This is a genomic window from Gordonia sp. ALPHA1B1 (assembly GCF_005502615.1).
Classification (GTDB): Bacteria; Actinomycetota; Actinomycetes; order Mycobacteriales; family Mycobacteriaceae; genus Gordonia; species Gordonia hongkongensis.
The window spans coordinates 1-21,760 of sequence record NZ_SCOC01000054.1 but is presented as its reverse complement, the minus strand read 5'-3'; the positions used below and the strand labels follow the sequence as shown (position 1 = coordinate 21,760).

Below are 21,760 nucleotides of genomic sequence, written 5' to 3'. Positions count from 1 at the left end.
GGTCGGGGTTGGGTGGCTGTGATGTCGCTGCGTTCTCGTCGAGGGGGTCAGCAGACTCGATCAGGGTCGATTGGGATGAGACGCGAAGGCGGTCAGGTCAGGGCGGCCGAAGCCTGCCGGCGGGGTAGCGTCGGTCACGTCGAGGTCTTTCGGATGGATGGCGTAGGAACCTCCATCGTCGGGAGACCTCGACGTCTACCTGCGGACCGACGCGTTCGGCCGACCTACACCCTCATCTGGGAAGAGCCGGGGAATCCCTCCGGCGGGCGTCGGTGTTGTGTGTGCGGCTGCTCCCCCGCTCCAATGTTCCTGCGAGAGTTGCGGATTCACCGATCGCGCTAGAAGCGCGGGTGCTCCCCGAGCAGGGTGACGCGAGAGTCGTTGTCCGAGCGGTCACTCGCGCGCTTGACGGTGCCGAGGACCCAGTTGTCGACGTGCCGTGCCGTCAGCACGGCCTGCGCGCGGTCGGTGTCCTCCGGCGCGACGACCGCCACCATGCCGACGCCCATGTTGAAGGTGCGTTCCATCTCGAGCTGTTCGACCCGGCCGCGCTGACCGATGAGCGCGAAGATCGGGGCCGGCGTCCACGTGTTGCGCTCGAGCTCGGCCACCAGCCCGTTCGGGATCACACGCGCGAGGTTCTCGGCGAGGCCGCCGCCGGTGATGTGCGCGAATGTACGCACGTCAGCCTCGGCGATCAGGGCCAGGCAGTCGCGGGCATAGATCCGGGTCGGCTCGAGCAGCTCCTCGCCCAGGGTGCGACCGAACTCCTCGACATGACCGAACAGGTCCATGTGACCCCACTCGAGCAGCACCTTGCGGGCGAGCGAATACCCGTTGGAGTGCAATCCCGACGACCCCATGCCGATGACGACGTCGCCGGCGCGGACGCGGTCCGGGGTGAGCACGTTGTCGGCTTCGACGACACCGACCGCGGTGGCGGACATGTCGTAGTGGTTGTCCTGCATCAGGCCGGGGTGTTCGGCGGTCTCGCCGCCGAGCAGGGCGCAACCGGCTTCGACGCAGCCGTCGGCGATGCCGGCGACGATCTGGGCCACCGTCTCGGGGACCACCTTGCCGACCGCGATGTAGTCCTGCAGGAACAGCGGCTCGGCGCCGCAGACGACCAGGTCGTCGACACACATTGCGACGAGATCGCGGCCGACGGTGTCGTGCTTGTCGATGGCCTGTGCAACGGCGAGCTTGGTGCCGACGCCGTCGCTGGCAGCGGCCAGGACCGGCTCCCGATAGTTGCCCTTGAGTGCGAACAGACCGGAGAAACCGCCGATCCCGCCGAGAACCTCCGGGCGAGACGCACGCTTGGCATGGGGCGCGATGAGTTCCACAGCCCGCTCACCGGCGTCGATGTCGACCCCGGCCGCCGCATACGACGCCGGTGTCGAGCTCCCGGCCGTCTCGTCGGCAGCAGCATCCCGCTCCGTCATCACCGCAGCACTCCCGTTCCAGAAAATCTCGGTCGAACGTTGTTTCCGGCGTGTTCGCCGACGGGTCATACGGTACCGGAGGGCCTACGGCACGAAATCAGGGCCGCATGACCGCGCTGACGTTGTCGTTCGGCTGGGTCAGCGGGTCCACCGAGCGGTCGCCGGCCGCGCTCGCCAGCATCTGTTCGAGGACCGCCTTGCCCATCGAGGTCTCCTTGGGCAGCTCGATCGGGTACTTGCCGTCGAAGCACGCAGCGCAGAGGCTCGACGCGGCCTGCCCGGTCGAGTTGATCATCTCGTCGATGCTGATGTACCCCAGCGAATCGGCACCGATGGCCTGCCGGACCCCCTCGACCATTCCGGCCTCGGACTCCATGCCGTTGGCGATCAGTTCCGCCGGGGACGCGAAGTCGATCCCGTAGAAGCACGGCCACCGGACCGGGCTCGACGCGATGCGGACGTGCACCTCGGCGGCACCGGCCTCGCGCAGCATCCGGATGAGCGCGCGCTGGGTGTTGCCGCGCACGATCGAGTCGTCGACGACGACGAGCCGTTTGCCGCGGATCACCTCGCGTAACGGATTGAGCTTTAGGCGGATACCGAGCTGGCGGATCGTCTGCGACGGCTGGATGAAGGTACGGCCGACGTAGGCGTTCTTCATCAGTCCCTGGCCGTACGGAATCCCGGATTCCTGGGCGAACCCGACGGCCGCCGGCACGCCCGACTCCGGTACCGGGATGACCAGGTCACCGTCGGCGGGGTGTTCCTTGGCGAGTCGGCGACCGATCTCGACGCGGGTCGAATGCACCGAACGACCGTGGATCACCGAGTCGGGACGGGCGAGATAGACGTATTCGAAGACGCAGCCGCTGGGGGTCGGCTCGGCGAAGCGCGTGCTGCGCACGCCGTCGGCGTCGATGGCCAGGAGCTCGCCCGGCTCGATGTCGCGGACGAACGACGCACCCACGATGTCGAGGGCGGCGGTCTCCGAGGCGACGACCCAGCCGCGGTCGAGGCGGCCGAGTGACAGCGGGCGCACACCGTGCGGATCGCGCGCGGCGTAGAGCGTGTGCTCATCCATGAAGGTCAGGCAGAACGCGCCCTTGAGGGTGGGCAGCAGTTCCATCGCGGCCTGCTCGATCGAGCTGTCCGCGGCGCCGTGCGCGAGGAGCGCACCGACGACATCGGAGTCCGACGTCGCCGCCGAACTCTTGATCCCCTGCTCGCGTGCACGCGCCGCGAGGTCCGCGGTGTTGACCAGGTTGCCGTTGTGGCCCAGGGCGACGCCGGTCCCGGCGTCGGTGGTGCGGAAGATCGGCTGCGAGTTCTCCCAGGTCGTCGAGCCGGTGGTGGAGTACCGGCAGTGGCCGATCGCCACATGCCCGCTCATCGCACCCAGGGTCTGCTCGTCGAAGACCTGGCTGACGAGTCCGAGGTCCTTGAACACGACCACCTGGCTGCCGTCGCCGACGGCGATGCCCGCGGCTTCCTGGCCGCGGTGCTGCAGGGCGTAGAGGCCGTAGTAACTCAGCTTGGCGACGTCCTCGCCGGGCGCCCAGACACCGAAGACACCGCATTCCTCACGCGGTTCGTTCTCGAGATCGTCCAGCGGGGCCGGATTGATCGCACCCGAGCCGCGTGCGGAGCATCCGCCCGCCGGCGTCGTGGCAGCGAGCAGGTTCATGTGGGCGATCGAATGATCAGGCATCGACTAGCTCCCTGGGGCTGCGAATCGGTCCGTCGAGTGGGCTGGGAGACACGCGTGAGTTTACGGGTCGGTCGGCTCCCGATGCGAATCTTCCAGCGGTGTCGACCGGCGGGTCATTCCCGACGCCCCGGTCGAGTGATGCATCACACTCCTACTCCCGGTCGCCCGGCGGGCCGATCGGGATGAGCGGCAGCAGGTCGGCGATGAGTGCCGCGCGATGCCCGGACGCATCCACCAGGCCCGCGGCGAGGGCGTCGTCGTAGGTGAGGACACCGGTGACGAGGAGCAGCCAGGTCCGCGGCGCCATCTCGACGACGTTCGGCGGCGTTCCGCGGGTGTGACGGGGACCTTCGATGCACTGGACCGCGACGAACGGGGGCATCCGGACCTCGACCGAGTTCCCGGGGGCGAGCTGCTCGAGTGTCCGGGCCGATCGACGGACGGCGTCGGCGAGGGCGGCGCGTCCCGGGGTCGGCACGGTCGGGTCGACGAGCCAGTCCGAGACGGCCAGCACCGCGGCCCGGACCTCGGCGGGGTCCACTCTCCTGCGTGGTGGCACCCGGCCATCTTCGCAAGGGGGTTCGCGCCGATGCGGATCGGGCAGTATTGACCGCATGGGAGCCGAGGTGTCCAAACAGCAGTTCACCGGCGAGGACCGGGTTCGTTTCCGGCGTCAGGTGGGTCGCGGCACGGAAGCGATCGCGCGGATGCTCGCCGACGGGCTGTTCACCGATCAGGGCCGTCCGCCGAAGCCGTTGCTCGGCATGGAGGTCGAACTGAACCTCGTCGACGAGGACATGCAACCCGCGATGGCGAACGCCGCCGTCCTCGAGGCGATCGCCGATCCGGACTATCAGACCGAACTCGGCCAGTTCAACATCGAGATCAACGTCTCGCCGCGACCGTTCACGACCGACGATACGATCTCGCTCGAGCAGGCGTTGCGGACGTCGCTCAACCGGGCCGAGCAGCGGGCCGCACAGACGTCGAGCCACCTGGTCATGATCGGCATGTTGCCGACACTGAAGTCCGAACACTTCGCGCATCACTGGATCTCGGCGAACCCGCGCTACGACCTGCTGAACGAGCAGATCTTCGCCGCCCGCGGCGAGGATCTCGAGATCGACATCACCGGCGTCCCGCTGACCGATGGACACCACACCGAGCACCTGCGCACCTCGACCGATTCGATCCTGCCCGAGGCGGCCTGCACCTCACTACAGCTTCACTTGCGGGTGGCGCCGGAAGACTTCGCCTCGCACTGGAATGCGGCACAGGCCATCGCCGGGGTGCAGGTCGCCCTGGCCGGGAACTCGCCCTTCCTCGCCGAGACCGCGTTGTGGCACGAGAGCCGCATCCCGGTCTTCGAACAGGCCACCGACACCCGGCCGCTGGAGCTGAAGAACCAGGGTGTCCGGCCGCGAGTGTGGTTCGGAGAGCGGTGGATCAACACGATCTTCGACCTCTTCGAGGAGAACACGCGCTATTTCCCCGCGCTCCTCCCCGTCTGCACCGACACCGACCCGCTCGCCGAGCTCGACGACGGACGCATCCCCACCCTCGACGAACTGCGTCTGCACAACGGGACCGTCTACCGCTGGAACCGTCCGGTCTACGACATCCACGAGGGACAGGCCCACCTGCGCGTCGAGAACCGCGTGCTGCCCGCCGGTCCCACGGTCGTCGACACGATGGCCAACGCCGCGTTCTACTACGGCGTCGTCCGGGGCCTCGTCGAATCCGACCGGCCGCTGTGGTCGCGGATGTCGTTCAACGCCGCCGCCGAGAACCTGCAGTCCGGCGCCCGCACCGGCATGGAGTCGCAGCTCTACTGGCCCGACGTCGGCTGGGTGCGACCCGACGAACTCGTCCTGCGCCGGCTGCTCGTGCTCGCCGAGGACGGTTTGCAGCGGTTCGGCGTCTCCGACAAGGCCCGCAAGCGCTACCTGTCGGTCATCGAGGGCCGCTGCATCTCCCGCCAGACGGGATCGGTCTGGCAACGCCAGGCGGTCGCGGCCCGCGAACGCGCGGGCGAGAGCCGGACACAGGCGCTGCACGGGATGCTCCGCGACTACGTCACCCAGATGCACGAGGGCGAGCCGGTGCACACCTGGGAGGTCTGACACCCGCCTCGGCGCTCGTCGACGGACCTGCTTTAATGGAAACAATTTCCATTAAGGAGGCTCCGTTGAAGGTCCGTGCATCCATCCGGTCGTTGAAGAACCAACCCGGTTCACAAGTGGTCAAGCGCAAGGGGCGCATCTACGTGATCAACAAGGGCAACCCCAGATTCAAGGCGCGCCAGGGCTGATCGTCGAGCACTCGCCGCCCAGAATGCTATCGTCGCGGCCGAGCAACTCCGCTGGAAACGACATTCGTGCTGCGACTGCAGCATCAGGGTCCCCGCGTCGACGGGCGGCGTCGAGTAGTCACACAGACGGCAGGAACTGCGCGCTCAACTCGAGGCGCGGCCTGCCGTCGTGGCGATGATGCCGCCCGACCCAGACAACGTGGTCGTCGTCCCGCGAGATCCTACCGGCGCCCACCGACAAGTTCCCGCAACGCAATGACTCTGATTCATATTGCCGGGCAATTGTTTTCGTGGCTAGACCCGCCGGACTCGTGTACACTCGAACGTACATTCGCTGCAACGGTTCTCGGGGGGAGGTCACCGTCATGTCCGGCATCACACACACCGACGACGCGTCCGTGCCGGCTCCCCGGGTGGTCGAGTTGGTGGCTGATCTGCATCGCACCCTGGACAAACTGCAGTCGGTGGATTTGTCGCCGTGTACCGATGCCGAACTGGCCGAGGTGGCCGCGGAGACCGAACGCGCCATCGCGCGTCTGACCGTCGCCGGAGACCGGCAGATCGATCAGGTCGAGGCCCGCGACCTGCCCCGCAAGGCCGGCTGCCGCACCCTGATGCAGTTCATGACACATCGGCTACGGGTGTCGAACCCGATGCGCCGCCGTAAGCAGATGGACGCCACCGCCCACCGGACCAGCCTCGGCGGCGAGGTCCTCCCACCCGAATACCCCTGCCTCGCCGAATCTTTCGCACAAGGCGCAGTCGGCACCGCCCACGTACAAGCCACCCTCGACGTCCTCGACCGCATCCCGGGCACCATCGACCACGACATCAAGGTCGCCGCCGAACGACAGATGGCCGAGATCGCCGAAGCCCACACCCCCGCCGAGATCACCCAGCTCGGTGCCCGCCTGCTCGCCCACCTCGACCCCGACGGCACACTGTCAGACGACACCGACCAGAAACGACGCCGCGGCCTGTGGATCGGCCGGCAACGAGCCGACGGCACCGCCAAAATATCGGGCACCCTGACCCCCGCACTCGCCGCCCGGCTCACCATGATGTTCGCCGTGTGGGGCAAACCCGGACTCAACAACCCCGACGACCCCCAGTCGCCCCACGGGCCGGCCGGCACCGCCGACCCCGACGCCCTGACCGCCGCCGCCGACCGCGACGGACGCACTCTCGCCCAGACCAATCACGACGCCCTCGACGCCGCCCTGGCCGCCGGTTTCGCCGACGGGACTCTCGGCACCTCGCACCGCGGGCTGCCCGTGCAGCTGATCATCAAAGCCGACCTCGGGGACCTGATCCGCGAAGCCGGACTCGCGACCACCGCCACCGGCACCCTGCTGCCCATCCGGGACCTGATCGCGATGGCCGGTGAGGTCCAGCCGTGGTTGGCGATCTTCAAAGACGCCACCACCGTCCCCCTACATTTCGGGCGCGGCAAACGCCTCGCGACCCGCGAACAACGCCTCGTCTCGTTCGCCCGCCCTGACGGGGAGGTGTGCTCGGCTCCCGGTTGCGATCAGCCCGCCACCCAGGTCGACATGCATCACGCCCAGAAGGACTGGGCCAAAGGCGGTCTCACCGACATCGACGACCTCGCACCGGCCTGTCCCCGACACAACCGGATGGTCGGCGACCAGCCCGGCCAATACACAACACGGGTAGTCCGCGACGGACCCGACGAAGGCCGCTGCGCCTGGCGACTCAACGCCGAACCCGGCGCGCCACCCAACCCCGAACACATCAACCGCCGACCCGACATACCCAAGCGGTTGCAGGCCCACCTAGAACAGGTGCGGCGAGAGATCCACGGACGCACCACGTCCGGCGATGAGCCACGCCCACATGACGCGCGCCGATCATGGTTGAAAACCAGCCACGTCATCGACGTCCGACCACCCCGCCCAGGACCACGCACACCCAGGCCGTCCCTCGTCGAAGCACACCTCATGGAGTTACTCGCCAGTCGATGACTCGCGCCTGTCGGATCACATCGCCCGCCGTCGTCGAGCGCGGCTACTTCTGCACGAAGAGCCCCCGACCCGTCACGAGCGGGAGGTCGAGCGCGGTGACCAGGCCGGGTTTCGCATCGACAACCGCCGCAACGGAATTGACTAGACGCATCGCGGTGACGATCATGCCGGAGACGTTGTGGTCGCCGTTCTCGCCGTGATGCCCGAACTCGACGGTCATCTCGGGTTCTCCGGAGATGCTGATGCGATAGCAACCGTCGCCCTCGTGCGGGGTAGGCCAGTCCGGGCATTGGTCGGGATGGGTGCGCGTGTAGTGCTCCAGCACAACGCGATCCACGCCGTCGACCTGGCCGACGACCTCGAAGCGCACCGCGGCCATCGTGCCCTCGGGGATCTCGACGGAGACCGTGGAGTAGTCACGATCGGCCGCCACCCGATCGACGCGTTCGACAAGCGGCTCGTCGAGCACGAGGTCGAGGCCCGCGGCGATCTGTCGCACGACACTCCCCCACCCCATCGACAGGATGCCCGGCGCGAACAGCAGCGGCGTGGCGTCCAGTGGTTGCCCGAAGCCGAACAGGTCTCGCATGACGACCGGCTGGTAGTAGGTCGAGTAGTCGGCGATCTCCTGACAGCGGATCTCGTCGATGCGCTGGGAGAGACTCGTCATCGCCAGCGGCAGTGCGTCATTCGCGAAACCCGGGTCGATGCCGTTGACGTGGAGGCTCGCGCCACCCGCCGCACCCGCGGCGGCGATCCGATCCAGCAGCGAGTCGGGCAGGATGCCATGGGGGAACTGCAGGACCACCGGTCCGCTCGACACCACGTTGATCCCGTTCTCCACGAAGTGGATGAGGTCCTCGATCGACTCCAGCACGCGGTCGTCGGTCATCGCGGTGTGCACGATGCAGTCGGGTTTCAGGGCGATCAGCGCGTCGCGGTCGCCGGTCGCCGCGACACCCAGCTCACGGTCGAGCCCGGCGAGTTCGCCGGCATCCTTGCCGACCTTGGCGGGGTCGGACACCCACACACCCACGAGTTCGAGGTCGGGCCGGGCGTCGATCCCGGCGATGGCATGTCGTCCGACGGTTCCGGTCGACCACTCGACCACGCGCAATGTCATGCGATCCAAACTAGAACACGTTCCAACTTCGCCGTGCGGATTCGGCGAGATGCGCCTCGCCAGTGGTGTGTCTCGGAAATAGGTGGCCGGTATCCGGTGGAGCGATCGGTGGTCTGGCAAGGCGGAGGAGGGAGGGATAGCGGAGCTATCTCGACCGACGACAACGCAGCCAGGCGCCGATCGAGCGCTGGAGACCAGTCGTTTATTTCCGAGGCACACCACTAGAGTCGGGAGCTGTGACCGCGACGTCGCCCCCGGACCCCGCCGCCCCGATCCACATCGACCACGACGGCCATCGGACGATGCTCAAGTGGCACCGCGGCCGGCGGCGCGCCGACGACACGGCGTTCACCTCGACCCGGATCGTCGAGGGCATGCGGCTCGGCGCGAGTGTCGAGATCGATCTGGTGATCCACGCCGAGCGCGGTTTCGCCGTCCTGCACGACCGCACGGTCGACCACGCCACCACCGGCACCGGCGCGGTGTCCGCGCTCCCGGTGTCGTATCTGCGGGAACTGTCCCTGCGGGACAACCGCGGCCGGCCCGTCGACGAGCACGTCCTCCTGCTCGAGGACCTGACCGAACTCTTCGACGGCGTCGACATCGCGCCCACCGCGTCCCTCCAGCTCGACTTCAAGGAGGACGACGCCGCGCTCGATCCCGAGGCCGTGGCGGTGTTCGCCCGCAGTGTCGCACCCCACGCTCGGCACTACATCTTGTCGTGCGGCGACGCCGCGGCGGTCGACACGTTGACCTCGGCCGCACCGGGCATCCGGATCGGTTACGACCCTTGCCATCACGGTGCCGCCGACGCGGCGATCCGCTCCGGGGATTTCGACGGCTTCGTCGATCGCGCGGTGGCGGCATCGCCGAAGGCCGAGATGGTGTACCTGGAGAACCGGCTGATACTGGCGGCCGACCACCGCGGCCACGACCTGATCGGCGCGTTCCACGAGCGCGGTCGGCTCGTTGACGGGTACACGGTGACGCGGGTCGGACCGCGCGTCATCCCGGACATCAGGCGACTGCTGGAGTTACGGGTCGATCAGATCACGACCGATGATCCCGAGGCCCTGGCGACGCTCGACCTCGACGCCCCCGCACGCGATCCCGGTTCGCGCCTGGTGCGCTGGATCCGCGGCGGCACCCGACGCTCAGACGTGCAGTGACCATAACGGTTCGACGGGGATGTTGCGGACGACGAACCAGGCAAGCACGACCACCAGCACGACGACCCCGGAGTAGCGGAGGTGCTGCCAGCTGCGAACCCGGCGGCCGGTCCACAGTCGCAGGCAGTACGCGCCGAAGGCGAAGAGCAGCAACCCCATCGCGAGCACGCCGAGGGCGTTGTAGTGCAGCGCCGCCGGGACATCGCCGTGCAGCAGCGAGTAGATCGCCCGTAGCGACCCGCAGCCCGGGCACGTCACCCCGAAGATCAGCTTGGTCGGACAGACCGGCAGGGCACCGCCCGGTGTCGTCGGATCGGCGAACCACACGGCCGCGCAGACCATCCCGGTCCCGGCGACGACCGTCGCCGGACCGAGGTACCGATGCTTCGAAAGGGCCGACACCCGTCCGAGGACGGCCCTCTCGAAACGCTCAGTACGTGGACGTGGACGCGGAGGCGCCGAGGAGGATGACGAAGAGGACGACATAGACGATGATGATCAGGACCCAGATGATGACCGACGAGATCGCACTCCACATCGCCCACTTCTTCGCCTCGTCGGCCGCCTTCTGCGCACCGGCGTAGTCGCCGGCGGCCCACAGCTTGCTGACCGAGGTCGACTTCACGATCGACACGATCCCGAGCGGCAGACAGCAGAGCACCGTGGACAGGATCGCCCACACGAGGTTGTTGTCGGGTTCCGGGCCGGCCGGATTGCCGCCCGGGAACCCGCCGTACGGCTGCTGTCCGTAGCCACCCGCGCCGTAGTTCGGCGGCTGGTTCGGATCATTGGGGTAGCTCATCTGCGCCCTTTCGACTCGGTCAGAGAACTCCAGGAGCGTAACCGTTCGTCACCGGGCGCGACATGCCTGGAAACGATATTGATTCCATTGACATACAACGGAATCCTCGCAGGCCGGACCGTTGCGTGATGCAACTACGGCGTGTCCTAGACCGTGTCGCCGAACAACTTCGGGAGGGTGCCCTCGTGCGCCTCACGGAGTTCGGCGAGGGGCACCGAGAAGTAGTCCTGGACCTCGACGGCGTCGCTGCCCTGGTCGACCACACCGATGCGTGTCCACGGCATCGAACGCGCGTCGAGCATGGCGGTGAACCGCGATTCCTCGGTGCGCGGGACCGCGACGAGCACGCGCCCGGCCGACTCGGAGAACAGCCAGACGAACGGGTCGGCGTCCTCGGGCAGCAGGACGCGGCAGCCGGTCTCGCCGGCCAGGGCCGCCTCGACGACGGTCTGGATGAGGCCGCCCTCGCTGAGATCGTGTGCCGCGGAGATCAATCCGTCGCGCGACGATGCGGACAGGATATCGGCGAGCAGACGTTCGCGTTCGAGGTCGACCTGCGGCGGGACGCCACCGAGGTGGTCGTGACTGACCTGGGCCCAGATCGAGCCGTCGAATTCGTCGCGGGTCTCACCGAGCAGGATGAGTGTCTCACCGGGTTCGGTTCCGATGCCGGTCGGGATGCGGCGGTGCACATCGTCGATGACGCCGAGGACGCCCACGACCGGGGTCGGCAGGATGGCCGTCGCGCCCGTCTGGTTGTAGAAGCTCACGTTGCCGCCGGTGACCGGGATGCCGAGCTGGGCGCAGCCGTCGGCGAGTCCCCGGACCGCCTGCTGGAACTGCCACATCACCGCCGGGTCCTCCGGGGAACCGAAGTTGAGGCAGTTGGTCACGGCCTTCGGCGTCGCCCCGGACACCGCGACGTTGCGGTAGGCCTCGGCGAGCGCGAGCTGCGCGCCGCGGTAGGGATTGAGGAACGTGTAGCGGCCCGACGCGTCGGTCGCCAGTGCGATGCCGCGCCCGGACTCCTCGTCGATGCGGATCATCCCCGAGTCGGCGTGCTCGGCCAGGACGGTGTTGCCGCGCACGTAGCGGTCGTATTGGTCGGTGATGAACTTGCGGCTGCACAGCGCGGGCGAGGCGAGCATGGCCAGCAGCGTCTCGCGCAGCTGGTCGGGTGTGCTCGGGCGCTGCAGCGGTTCGGTCGTCGACGCGATGACCGTGTCCTGCCAGTCGGGACGGGCGACCGGACGCTCGTAGACCGGACCGTCGTGGGCGACGGTGCGCGGCGGCACGTCGACGACGGTCTCGCCGTGCCAGGTGATGACCAGCTGATCGCCGTCGGTGACCTCGCCGATGACGGTCGCGAGCACATCCCACTTGCGGCAGACCTCGAGGAATTTCTCGACGTTGTCCGGGGTCACGACGGCACACATGCGTTCCTGCGACTCGCTGGAGAGCACCTCCGCCGGGGTCATGCCCTCGGCGCGCATCGGCACCTTCTCCAGGTCGATGTGCATGCCGCCGTCACCGGCTGCGGCGAGTTCGCTCGTGGCACAGGACAATCCGGCACCGCCGAGATCCTGGATGCCCACGACGAGTCCGGCGTGGTAGAGCTCGAGGCAGCACTCGATGAGCACCTTCTCGGTGAACGGGTCGCCGACCTGGACACTGGGCAGCTTCTTGCGATTCGGACCCGAGCCCTCGGAATCGTCGAAGGTCTCCGATGCCAGGACCGAGACACCGCCGATGCCGTCGAGACCGGTGCGCGCACCGAACAGGATGATCTTGTTGCCCGCGCCCGAGGCGAAGGCCAGGTGCAGGTCCTCGGTGCGCAGCACGCCCGCGCACAGCGCGTTGACGAGCGGGTTGCCCGCGTAGCTGGCGTCGAAGACGGTCTCACCGCCGACATTGGGTAGGCCGAGGGAGTTGCCGTAGCCACCCACGCCGCGCACCACACCGTCGACGACGCGCCGGGTGTCCGGGGCGTCGGCCGGGCCAAAGCGCAGCTGATCCATGACCGCGATCGGGCGTGCGCCCATGGCCATGATGTCGCGCACGATGCCACCGACTCCGGTGGCGGCGCCCTGGTACGGCTCGACATAGCTCGGATGGTTGTGCGATTCGACCTTGAAGGTCACCGCCCACCCGTCACCGATGTCGACGACGCCGGCGTTCTCGCCGATGCCGGCCAGCATGCTTGCGCGCATCTCGTCGGTGGTGGTCTCACCGAAGTAGCGCAGGTGCACTTTCGACGACTTGTAGCTGCAGTGCTCGGACCACATGACCGAGTACATGGCGAGCTCCGCGTCGGTGGGCCGGCGACCCAGGATCTCGCGGATGCGCGCGTACTCGTCGTCCTTGAGACCGAGTTCGCGGAAGGGTTGCGGATGGTCCGGGGTCTGGGCAGCGGCTGAGACGGTATCCACCTGGGCACTCACCCGGACAAGTCTAGGCGTGCGCGGGCGGTTGCGGCCGCCGGGGCGCCTCGGGTGCGCGCCCTGGGAGATCTGCGACGGATGTCACGCCGGTCTAGCGATACTCTGTCTCCGGCGACCGCCCCCCGGGGTGTGTCGTCGTGGTACCCGGGGAGAACGGTTCGGGGTCGGTGTGCGCCGATGGGACGACACAGGGGGAAACGATGGCCGATGTCCGCAAGGCGAGGGCACTCTTCGAACTCGGCGTCCTGTCCCTGAACATCCCGGTCGAAGGTCAGGAACCGGTCGACAATCCCGCTCAGGCCGCCAAGGCCTTCACCCGTGCGACCGAATGGGACCCGGCCCTGGGCGACGCCTGGATCGGCCGGCTGGCCTGCGGCGACAGCAGCAACGAGGTCCTCCTGGGCCTCTATCGTGCCCGCGGGTCGATCGGCGCGGAGCAGCGCCGGCTCGGGCTCCCGCCCGGCACGATCGCGGGGCGCTGGTACACCGGGATGCTGATCGACTTCCCGGCGTCGAATGCCGTCGAGGCGACCGCGGCCTACGCGGCCAGTCTGGTCCGCGGCGCGGACTTCGCCGGTGCGGAAGAGGTCCTCGACGAGGTACCCCCGGCGCACCGCGTGCCGATCGTGGATTTCGTCCGCGCGTTCCTGCACTTCGCCACCCAGCGCTGGCCCGACGTCCTGACCTCGCTGACCAGGTCCGACCGGTGGAACGACCCGTACATGCAGGCCGTCGCCGACTTCATGGCCGGGACGTCGTGCGTGCATCTCGGCATGTACGGCGAGGGCATGCGGCGCCTGCAGAACGCGGTCGACGGCCCGATCCCGTCCTGTTCGACGCAGGCGATCTTCGTCTACGGCCTCGCGCTGCGCGAGCAGGGCCACGAGGAGAAGGCGAAGTCGATGTTCGAGCAGGCCTACGCCCGTGACCCGTCGCTGACCGGCGCGGCCGACGCCATCCGGTCGCCCTCCTACCGGATGCCCCCCACGACGCCCGAGCAGATCGCCGAGCGCACCGACCGGTGGGACCCGAAGTCGGTGCCCGATCGCGCCGAGACCCTGGTGTCGACCTCCGGGGACCCCGCTGAACAGAATTCGCTGGTGACCGAGGCGCAACGGGAGCTGGCCGAACAGATCGGGCTCGAGTCGGTCAAGCAGCAGGTGGCCAAACTGCAGTCCACCGCGACCCTGGCGAAGGTCCGCGCCGACCGCGGGCTGTCGACGTCGGCCCGCAGCCTGCACCTGGCTTTCACCGGACCGCCCGGCACCGGCAAGACGACCGTGGCCCGCATCGTCGCCAAGATCTACTGCGGCCTCGGCTTCATCAAATCCGACAAGGTCGTCGAGGCCACGCGCCGCGACATGGTCGGTGAACACCTCGGCAGCACCGCCATCAAGACCGCGGCGCTCATCGACTCCGCGATGGACGGCGTCCTGTTCATCGACGAGGCGTACACGCTCATCCAGCAGGGGCTGTCCGGCGGCGACGCGTTCGGTCGCGAAGCCGTCGACACCCTGTTGGCCCGGATGGAGGACGACCGTGACCGGCTGGTCGTGATCATCGCCGGTTACGACGCCGAGATCGATCGGTTCCTCGCCTCCAACGACGGACTGGCGTCGCGCTTCGCGCGCCGGGTGCGGTTCGACTCCTACACTCCCGACGAGCTCGCCCGCATCGCCGATTTCATTGCGCGCAAACGCGATTCGTCGTTGACCCGGGAGGCGATGCTCGAGATCGAGCAGGCGTGCGCTCCGCTGTACCACGACGTCCGCGAGCATCAGGGCACCGCGCGGCGCGCCACCGATCTCGCCGGCAACGGCCGTTTCATCCGCAACATCATCGAGGCGGCCGAGGAGGAGCGCGAGTTCCGGCTCAGCACCGCAGGCGACTTCGACTCACTCAGCCAGGACGACCTGATGCGCATCGAGACCACGGATGTCCGGGCCGCCATCTCGGGCGTGCTCTCCGGCCTCATGCGCTGACCGCACCCCATCCCATCCCGCACCACCGGGTCACCACCCGGTCCGCTTCCCGAGGAGTTCCGTGATGTCTGTTCCCGCCCGCCGATCCCGCCCCGCCGAGCTGGCCGCGGGCCTGTCGATGGCCGCGATGATGATGCTGGCGATCGGTGCGTGTTCGTCCGACGACGCCGCGCCCGCGCCTTCACCCGACAGAGCGGTCCCGACCACGAGCGCCACCGAGACGAGCAGCCCCGCCACATCTGCGGACAGCAGCCGGGCCAGTGCGTCACCGTCGCGCGGCTCCGAGTCCGGTTCCGATACCGGGTCCGGCTCCGCGTCGACCATGACGTGCACGGAGTTCCGCGAACTCGACGACGCCCGGCGGGCGGCGGTCCTGACCGATCTGGACGTGACCGACAATGTCCAGCAGGTGGCCACCGTGGCGGCGACGGTCTGCCTGACGCGGCCCGACGACACCATCGCCGCTGTCGTCGCCGAACTCCTCCCGCGCTGATAGTTTCACCAGCTATGAGCAACAGTCCGTGGTCCCTACTGCACGGGCCGCTGTTCAGTCGGGACAGCCCGCTCGAACGCAAGCACGCCGCGCCGCGCATCAGTGCCTACATCTACGGCAACATCCTGATCCTGGCCGTGCTCATCCCGTTGCACGTCGAGGACGACTTCGTCGGTATCGCGATCCTCGCGGGCACCGCCGCGTCGACCTTCATCGCGCACGTCTTCGCCGAGGGCGTCGCCCGGCGCGTGTCGGACGGCAAGGTCGAGCCGACGCGATCAGAGGTACTCGGCCATCTCCGCGACTCGGTGCCGATCCTGACCTCGGCGCTCCTACCTTGCGCGATCCTGTTGCTCGGTCTGATCGGCTGGATCGAGCCCCGCACCGCCCAGCTCGTCGCGGAGATCGTGATCCTTCTGCGCATCGGCGGCACGGTCTTCGTCATCGACCGTCTCAACAACGAACGACCGAGTCGGGCAACGCTGTTCAGCTCCGGAGCGGTCACGCTGGTGGCGACCGTGATCGTCGCGATCAAGGTCGTGGTCACGCACTGAGGCGCTCGGACGTCAGCCGCCGGCACCCTCGGTGGTGACCGTGAGGATCGCCTCGGTGAACTCGGGCCGGCAGATGACGAGGTCGGGCAGGTAGGTGTCCTCGTTGTTGTAGACGAGGGGCGAACCGTCGATCCGCCCGCACCACAGGCCCTTCGCCTTCGCGACGGCGACGGGTGCGGCCGAATCCCACTCGTATTGGCCGCCGGCGTGGACATAGGCGTCGGCCTCGCCGCGCACCACCGCCATCGCCTTGGCACCGGCGGACCCCATGGGCAGCACCTCGCCGGCCATCGCCGCGGCCACCTCGTCGGCGAAGGCCGGTGGGCGCGAACTGCTCACGACGACGCGCGGGACCCCGGTCCGGGGCCGGGAGGCCAGGCCTTCCACGGGCTCGACGGCGGAACCGTCGTCGAGGTAGGTCACCCCGAGGGCCGGCAAGGCGACCGCACCGGCGATCAGCCCGTCGTCGGCCGACCACAGCGCGACGTGCACGGCCCAGTCGCTGCGGCCGCCGCCGGGTTCGTAGGTGCCGTACTCACGCGTGCCGTCGACCGGGTCGATGATCCACACGCGCGACGCCGACAGCCGCGACTTGTCGTCGGCCGACTCCTCGGACAGCACCGCATCGTCCGGCCGCTCCTGTGCGAGACGCCCGAGGATGAACTCGTCGGACCGGCGGTCGCCCTCCTGACCGAGCTCTTTGCCCGTCAATCCGCTGGAGCGTCGGATGTCGAGCAGGAGTTCACCTGCGGCGGTGGCCAGTTCACCGGCCAGGGCACGATCGTCGGTCACGGGGTTTCCTCTCGGTCGGGATACCGGTGGCAGGACGCGGCGCTTCGCGCCGGACGGCTATGAGGCTGCGCTCACAGACCCAGGTTACGCAGCACCAGGTCGGCGACCTCGGAAGGCGGGCCGTCGTCGGGGGTGATGTGCAGATCCGGGTCGGACGGACGCTCGTAGGGCGAGTCGATGCCGGTGAACTGACTGATCTCCCCCCGCCGCGCGCGGTCGTACAGCCCCTTCGGGTCGCGTCGTTCGCATTCGGCGAGCGGGGTGTCGACGAAGATCTCGTAGAACGGCAGCCCGCGCTCGGCGTGGATCTCCCGGGCCCGCTGCCGTTCCTCGGCGAACGGGCTGATGAGCGAGACGATCGCCACCGAACCCGAATCGGCGAACAGCGCCGCCACCTCGCTGGTCCGGCGGATGTTCTCCCGGCGGTCGTCGTCGGAGAAGCCCAGATCCGAGTTCAGGCCGTGCCGCAGGTTGTCCCCGTCCATCAGGTACGCCGGACGCCCCTCGGCGACGAAGCGCCGCTCGAGTTCGACCGCCAGCGACGACTTCCCGGAGCCGGACAGACCGGTCAGCCAGATCGTCGCGCCGCGGTGCGCACGGTGCTCACGCCCGACCTTCGTCGCCTGCCAGACGACATGACTGTCGTGACTCACCGGCGCCGTGATCATCCCCGCAGCGACCGTCCGATTCGTGGCCTCGTCGATCAGGATGAAGCTGCCCGTGTCGCGGTTGCGCCGGTACGAGTCGAAGGTCACCGGCTCCTGGGTGTGCAGGGTGACGCGTCCGATCTCGTTGAGCGACAATCCCTCCGCGTCCTCGTCGCGGTGCAGCGAGTTGACGTCGAGGCGATAGTTGAGCCCGTTGACCTGCGCGCGGGTCAACCGGGTTCCGCAGAGCAGCTGATAACGGTTGCCCGGTCGCAGTTCGGCGTCGTCGGCGAACCAGCACACCATCGCGTCCAGGTCGCGTCCCACGTACGGCCGGTTGTTGGGGCGGGCCAGCATGTCGCCGCGCACGATGTCGATCTCGTCGGCGAGTTCGACGGACACTGCCATCGACGCGAAGGCCTCGTCGACCGGCTGGCCGCCGGGCGCCCAGATCTCGGTGATGGTCGTGCTGAAACCGCTGGGCAGGACGACGATCTCGTCGCCCTTGGCGAGTACACCGCCGGCAACGGTGCCCGCGTAGGCGCGGTGGTCGGCGCCGTCGCTGCGCTGCGGCCGGATCACGTACTGGACGGGCAGACGGGTGTCGATCAGGTTGCGGTCGGAGGCGATGTAGACGTGCTCGAGGTGATTCAGCAGCGGACGCCCCTCGTACCACGGCATGGCCACGGACTGTTCGACGACGTTGTCGCCCCGCAGCGCCGACACCGGGATGAAGGTCAGGTCGACGACGTTGAGCTTGGTCGCGAAATCGACGAAGTCCGCGCAGATCTCGTCGAATCGCTCCTGCGACCAGTCGACGAGGTCCATCTTGTTCACGCAGACCGTCAGATGCGGGATGCCGAGCAACGACGACAGGAAGGCGTGCCGCCGCGTCTGCTCCAGCACGCCCTTGCGGGCGTCGACGAGGATCATCGCGAGATCGGCGGTGGAGGCGCCGGTCACCATGTTGCGCGTGTACTGCACGTGCCCCGGGGTGTCGGCGATGATGAATTTCCTTCTGGGCGTGGCGAAGTACCGGTAGGCGACGTCGATCGTGATGCCCTGCTCGCGTTCGGCGCGCAAGCCGTCCGTGAGCAACGCGAGGTTCGCGTACTCGTCCCCGCGCTCGGCGCTGGTGCGCTCGATCGACTCGAGCTGATCGGTGAAGATCGCCTTCGAGTCGTAGAGGAGCCGACCGATGAGTGTCGACTTGCCGTCGTCCACCGAGCCCGCGGTCGCCAGACGCAGCAACTCGGTCGCGCCGCCGGCGGCGATGAGGTCGCCCATCAGAAGTAGCCTTCCTTCTTGCGGTCTTCCATCCCCGACTCGGAGATCCGGTCGTCGGCGCGCGTGGCGCCCCGCTCGGTCAGCCTCGTCACCTCGATCTCTTCGATCACCTTCATCACGTCGTCGGCGCCCGACAGCACGCAACCGGTGCACGTGGCGTCACCGACGGTGCGGAACCGGACCGTCTCGGTCCGCACCTCCTCACCCGGGAGCTCCTGCAGGAAGCGGGTTTTCGCGAGCAGCATGCCGTCGCGCGGGATGACCTCGCGCTGGTGCGCGTAGTAGATCTCGGGTAGATCGATGTCCTCCGCCGCGATGTACTGCCAGATGTCGAGTTCGGTCCAGTTCGACAACGGGAAGACCCGGATGTGCTCGCCCTTGGCGTGCCGTCCGTTGTACAGCCGCCACAGTTCGGGCCGCTGCTCGCGGGGGTTCCATGCGCCGAACTCGTCTCGGAAGCTGAACACGCGCTCCTTCGCGCGCGCCTTCTCCTCGTCGCGCCGGGCGCCGCCGAAGACCGCGTCGAATCGGTTCTCGGTGATGCCGCGCAACAGCGCGGCTGTCTGCAGCCGGTTGCGGCTGGCCCCCGGCCCGGTCTGTTCGACGACCCGTCCCGCATCGATGTCGTCCTGCACGGAACTGACGAGCAGGCGAACCCCGGTCTCGGCGACCACGCGATCGCGGTACTCGATCACTTCGTCGAAGTTGTGCCCGGTGTCGACGTGCATGAGCGGGAACGGGATCGGCGCCGGCCAGAAGGCCTTGCGGGCCAGATGGAACATCACCACCGAGTCCTTACCGCCGGAGAACAGCAGCACCGGACGCTCGAAGGTCGCGGCGACCTCGCGGAAGATGTGCACCGATTCGGCCTCGAGCGCCGCGAGATGCGAGAGCTCATAACCGTGATGACGACGACGCCGGTCCTCGGTGTCGTCGGGACGACGTCCGTCGTCGGCGTCGATGGTGATGGCCACCGGAGCAACCCCCTTGACATGTCGAATATTCGACACTATGTGTTGACAATGTGACACAAACCGTAGGTGACTTCTCCGACGCACGTCAACCGGCACGTGCGGCGTCGCCACCGACCGCCCGGGTCGTCCGCATCGTCGAACTCCTCGCCGACGCCGAACAACCGGCGCTGACGCTGGCCGAGATCGTGCGTCAGACCTCGATGTCGCGCGCCACCGCGCACGCCGTAGTCTCCGAACTCGTCGACTGCGGATGGCTGATCCGGGACCCGTCGGCCGGCACCTTCGGCGTCGGACCGGCCTTCGTCGGCCTCGTCCGGAACGCCGACGGCGCGGACCACCTCGTACGGTGGGCGGCGTCGGCGGCGCGCGACCTGTGCGAACGGTTCGACGTCCCCTGTTTCGTCGCCCGACGGACCTCGGCCGACGCGGTGACCCTGGCGTCGCACGCCTTTCCGCCCCACCTGGCACCGGAAACCGCGCAGCATCCCTGGTTGCGCAACGGCAGCCGCATCCGGCTCCGCCCGCCGATCTGTCGGGAGTTCATCGCCTTCGACCCGGACGACGCCCGGTCGAACTGGATCGGCCAGGCCGCCGAGTCCACCCGCACCCGGCTGGGCATGGTGCTCGACGTCGTCGCCGAACGCGGCTACTCGATCGAGCGGATGACCGACGACCACGTGGCGATGATCGAGGCCCTCAGCTCCCTCGACACCATGTCGGACACCCTGCGCGCGCGGGTCGGCGACCTGCTCACCGAGCTGTCCGTCATCGATTACTTGCCCGAGGAGATCGACGCCTGCGCGGCCGACGGCACGGGGGTACCCGTGGTCACCATCGGTGCCCCCGTCTTCGACTCCGCCCGTCGGGTGGTCGCGGCGATCGTCGTCTGCCCGAACACCACCCTCGACGTCGACGAAGTGCGCCGACTCGGCGAGGCCACGCGTGCCGCCGCCGACGAGATCTCGAGTCATCTCAGCTGAGGGGCGGGTCGACCGAACGAATGAACACTGCGCCCGGAAATACCCACGAAACGGACCTCCTGCGGAAAACTGACCGGTGATCACGACACGTCACCGTCGCCACCAGCAAGGGAGTCGAGATATGCCCAGCACCAAGACGATCACCCGGTTGGCCGCCGCCGCCATCGCTCTGACCTCGGCTGCCGGACTCGGCGTCGCGGCCACCGGCAACGCGAACGCGGTGTCCCGCGAGTATCCGCTGTCGACCTGCGTGGGCCTCAGCCCGAACGTCGTCGACGTCCCGTTCCTGGCGCGGCGCACGATCGTCAGCACGTATGCCGGCAACGCCTACATCGCCGCCGACTTCACCAGCTACTTTCCCGGCGGCTACCAGTCCTCGGCCCGCCTGGACTGGCACAACCTGGCCACCGGCAAGCGCGGCTCCAAGGTCAGCAACGTCCGCGTGAACCCGCCCTACCAGGGCGTCCACTACTTCGTGATCCCCGTCAACCAGATCGGCAAGGGCCGGGTGAACGTGACCTTCAGCGCGGTCAACCGGAACGCGCTCTGGAGCGTGCCGTCCACGAGCTGCAGCGGGAGCATCGTCATCCCCTGAGCGGGGCTCCCGCCACCGCCCCCCGACAGACCGCTGAGGTCCGAGGAACAAGGGGACACCCAACCGCCCCCTAATCCGAAAAAAGCGACCCCATTGCTCCCTGAGGTGTGAGGAGCGATAGCGACGAGCCACGAAGGGCCTGGTGAGACAGGTTGCGGAGCCCTTCGTGGCTCGCTTCGCTCGCACCTCAGGGAGCAGAGATGTGGACGCTTAAGAGTGTTCTTTCGTAGTCCACGCAAGACCTGCAACGCTGCCGGCCCGACACAACGGCGCCACTTCGACGGAACTTGCGCTGCCCCGACATGTGACCGGCAGACAACGCTCGAGAGCGTTCTGTTCATGCTCCCTGAGGTGCGAGTGAAGCGAGAGGGTCCTATAGCTTGTCAAGTGCTCCGAGGTCAGTGGTGAGGTCGCGGAACACTTCGCGGGCGATGTAGCGCTTGAGGCAGCGGAGGATGTCTTTCTTCGTTTT

At 68.2% G+C, this 21,760-nt stretch carries 19 protein-coding genes; 9 read left to right on the top strand and 10 right to left on the bottom strand.

Features of this window, described 5'->3' with window-relative positions; all coding sequences use genetic code 11:
• Positions 1-338 precede the first annotated feature (338 nt).
• The 3 genes from purM to FFS52_RS22115 all read right to left on the bottom strand — a co-directional run bounded on the left by purM (position 339) and on the right by FFS52_RS22115 (position 3,712).
• Positions 339-1,445: a phosphoribosylformylglycinamidine cyclo-ligase gene (gene purM / locus FFS52_RS22125; protein WP_065629158.1), complete on the bottom strand. Its 1,107-nt coding sequence runs from the start codon at positions 1,443-1,445 to the stop codon at positions 339-341.
• Positions 1,446-1,542: 97 nt separating this feature from the next.
• Positions 1,543-3,153 (bottom strand): amidophosphoribosyltransferase, encoded by a 1,611-nt coding sequence (gene purF, locus FFS52_RS22120; protein WP_065629157.1) that lies wholly within the window; start codon positions 3,151-3,153, stop codon positions 1,543-1,545.
• 151 nt (positions 3,154-3,304) lie between these two features.
• Entirely contained in the window at positions 3,305-3,712 is a 408-nt protein-coding gene (locus FFS52_RS22115) for a sterol carrier family protein (protein WP_068972216.1), read from the bottom strand.
• 55 nt (positions 3,713-3,767) lie between these two features.
• Here FFS52_RS22115 and FFS52_RS22110 point away from each other — a divergent pair, with 55 nt between their 5' ends.
• The 3 genes from FFS52_RS22110 (at position 3,768) to FFS52_RS22100 (ending at position 7,449) form a co-directional block, all read left to right on the top strand.
• A complete protein-coding gene (locus tag FFS52_RS22110) occupies positions 3,768-5,276 on the top strand; it encodes a glutamate--cysteine ligase (RefSeq protein ID WP_068972217.1) in 1,509 nt (502 codons plus the stop codon).
• A 65-nt stretch (positions 5,277-5,341) separates the two neighbouring features.
• A complete protein-coding gene (gene ykgO / locus FFS52_RS22105) occupies positions 5,342-5,464 on the top strand; it encodes a type B 50S ribosomal protein L36 (RefSeq protein WP_033205406.1) in 123 nt (40 codons plus the stop codon).
• Positions 5,465-5,829: 365 nt separating this feature from the next.
• Entirely contained in the window at positions 5,830-7,449 is a 1,620-nt protein-coding gene (locus FFS52_RS22100) for an HNH endonuclease signature motif containing protein (protein ID WP_068972218.1), read from the top strand.
• A 43-nt stretch (positions 7,450-7,492) separates the two neighbouring features.
• Here FFS52_RS22100 and FFS52_RS22095 read toward each other — a convergent pair whose 3' ends face one another.
• Positions 7,493-8,572, bottom strand: coding sequence for a diacylglycerol kinase (locus FFS52_RS22095; RefSeq protein WP_068972219.1), 1,080 nt, complete (start codon positions 8,570-8,572; stop codon positions 7,493-7,495).
• 302 nt (positions 8,573-8,874) lie between these two features.
• Between FFS52_RS22095 and FFS52_RS22090 the strand changes: the two genes are divergently transcribed.
• A complete protein-coding gene (locus FFS52_RS22090; RefSeq protein ID WP_068972232.1) occupies positions 8,875-9,741 on the top strand; it encodes a glycerophosphodiester phosphodiesterase family protein in 867 nt (288 codons plus the stop codon).
• On the opposite strand, the gene FFS52_RS22085 is transcribed toward FFS52_RS22090, so the two are convergent.
• The 3 genes from FFS52_RS22085 to purL all read right to left on the bottom strand — a co-directional run bounded on the left by FFS52_RS22085 (position 9,727) and on the right by purL (position 12,984).
• Positions 9,727-10,083: a DUF2752 domain-containing protein gene (locus tag FFS52_RS22085; RefSeq protein ID WP_068972231.1), complete on the bottom strand. Its 357-nt coding sequence runs from the start codon at positions 10,081-10,083 to the stop codon at positions 9,727-9,729. The genes FFS52_RS22090 and FFS52_RS22085 overlap by 15 nt on opposite strands.
• A gap of 88 nt (positions 10,084-10,171) precedes the next feature.
• Positions 10,172-10,543, bottom strand: a complete 372-nt coding sequence (locus FFS52_RS22080; protein ID WP_058252586.1) for a CD225/dispanin family protein — start codon at positions 10,541-10,543, stop codon at positions 10,172-10,174.
• Positions 10,544-10,689: 146 nt separating this feature from the next.
• On the bottom strand, positions 10,690-12,984 hold the full coding sequence (purL, locus tag FFS52_RS22075; protein ID WP_171011706.1) for a phosphoribosylformylglycinamidine synthase subunit PurL: 2,295 nt from the start codon (positions 12,982-12,984) through the stop codon (positions 10,690-10,692).
• Between the two features lie 200 nt (positions 12,985-13,184).
• Here purL and eccA point away from each other — a divergent pair, with 200 nt between their 5' ends.
• The 3 genes from eccA to FFS52_RS22060 all read left to right on the top strand — a co-directional run bounded on the left by eccA (position 13,185) and on the right by FFS52_RS22060 (position 16,013).
• A complete protein-coding gene (eccA, locus tag FFS52_RS22070) occupies positions 13,185-14,966 on the top strand; it encodes a type VII secretion AAA-ATPase EccA (protein WP_068972221.1) in 1,782 nt (593 codons plus the stop codon).
• A 64-nt stretch (positions 14,967-15,030) separates the two neighbouring features.
• A complete protein-coding gene (locus tag FFS52_RS22065) occupies positions 15,031-15,459 on the top strand; it encodes a hypothetical protein (protein WP_068972222.1) in 429 nt (142 codons plus the stop codon).
• Positions 15,460-15,473: 14 nt separating this feature from the next.
• A complete protein-coding gene (locus tag FFS52_RS22060; RefSeq protein WP_068972223.1) occupies positions 15,474-16,013 on the top strand; it encodes a hypothetical protein in 540 nt (179 codons plus the stop codon).
• A gap of 12 nt (positions 16,014-16,025) precedes the next feature.
• Here FFS52_RS22060 and FFS52_RS22055 read toward each other — a convergent pair whose 3' ends face one another.
• From FFS52_RS22055 to cysD, 3 genes are all read right to left on the bottom strand, one after another.
• On the bottom strand, positions 16,026-16,805 hold the full coding sequence (locus tag FFS52_RS22055; RefSeq protein ID WP_068972224.1) for a 3'(2'),5'-bisphosphate nucleotidase CysQ: 780 nt from the start codon (positions 16,803-16,805) through the stop codon (positions 16,026-16,028).
• Between the two features lie 71 nt (positions 16,806-16,876).
• Complete coding sequence (cysC, locus tag FFS52_RS22050; RefSeq protein ID WP_068972225.1) at positions 16,877-18,739, bottom strand: adenylyl-sulfate kinase; 1,863 nt, start codon at positions 18,737-18,739, stop codon at positions 16,877-16,879.
• Complete coding sequence (gene cysD / locus FFS52_RS22045; protein WP_171011707.1) at positions 18,739-19,701, bottom strand: sulfate adenylyltransferase subunit CysD; 963 nt, start codon at positions 19,699-19,701, stop codon at positions 18,739-18,741. The genes cysC and cysD overlap by 1 nt, the downstream gene beginning before the upstream one ends.
• A gap of 62 nt (positions 19,702-19,763) precedes the next feature.
• Here cysD and FFS52_RS22040 point away from each other — a divergent pair, with 62 nt between their 5' ends.
• Positions 19,764-20,693: a helix-turn-helix domain-containing protein gene (locus tag FFS52_RS22040; RefSeq protein ID WP_068972226.1), complete on the top strand. Its 930-nt coding sequence runs from the start codon at positions 19,764-19,766 to the stop codon at positions 20,691-20,693.
• Positions 20,694-20,814: 121 nt separating this feature from the next.
• Positions 20,815-21,288: a hypothetical protein gene (locus FFS52_RS22035; RefSeq protein WP_137810948.1), complete on the top strand. Its 474-nt coding sequence runs from the start codon at positions 20,815-20,817 to the stop codon at positions 21,286-21,288.
• Positions 21,289-21,760: the final 472 nt, after the last annotated feature.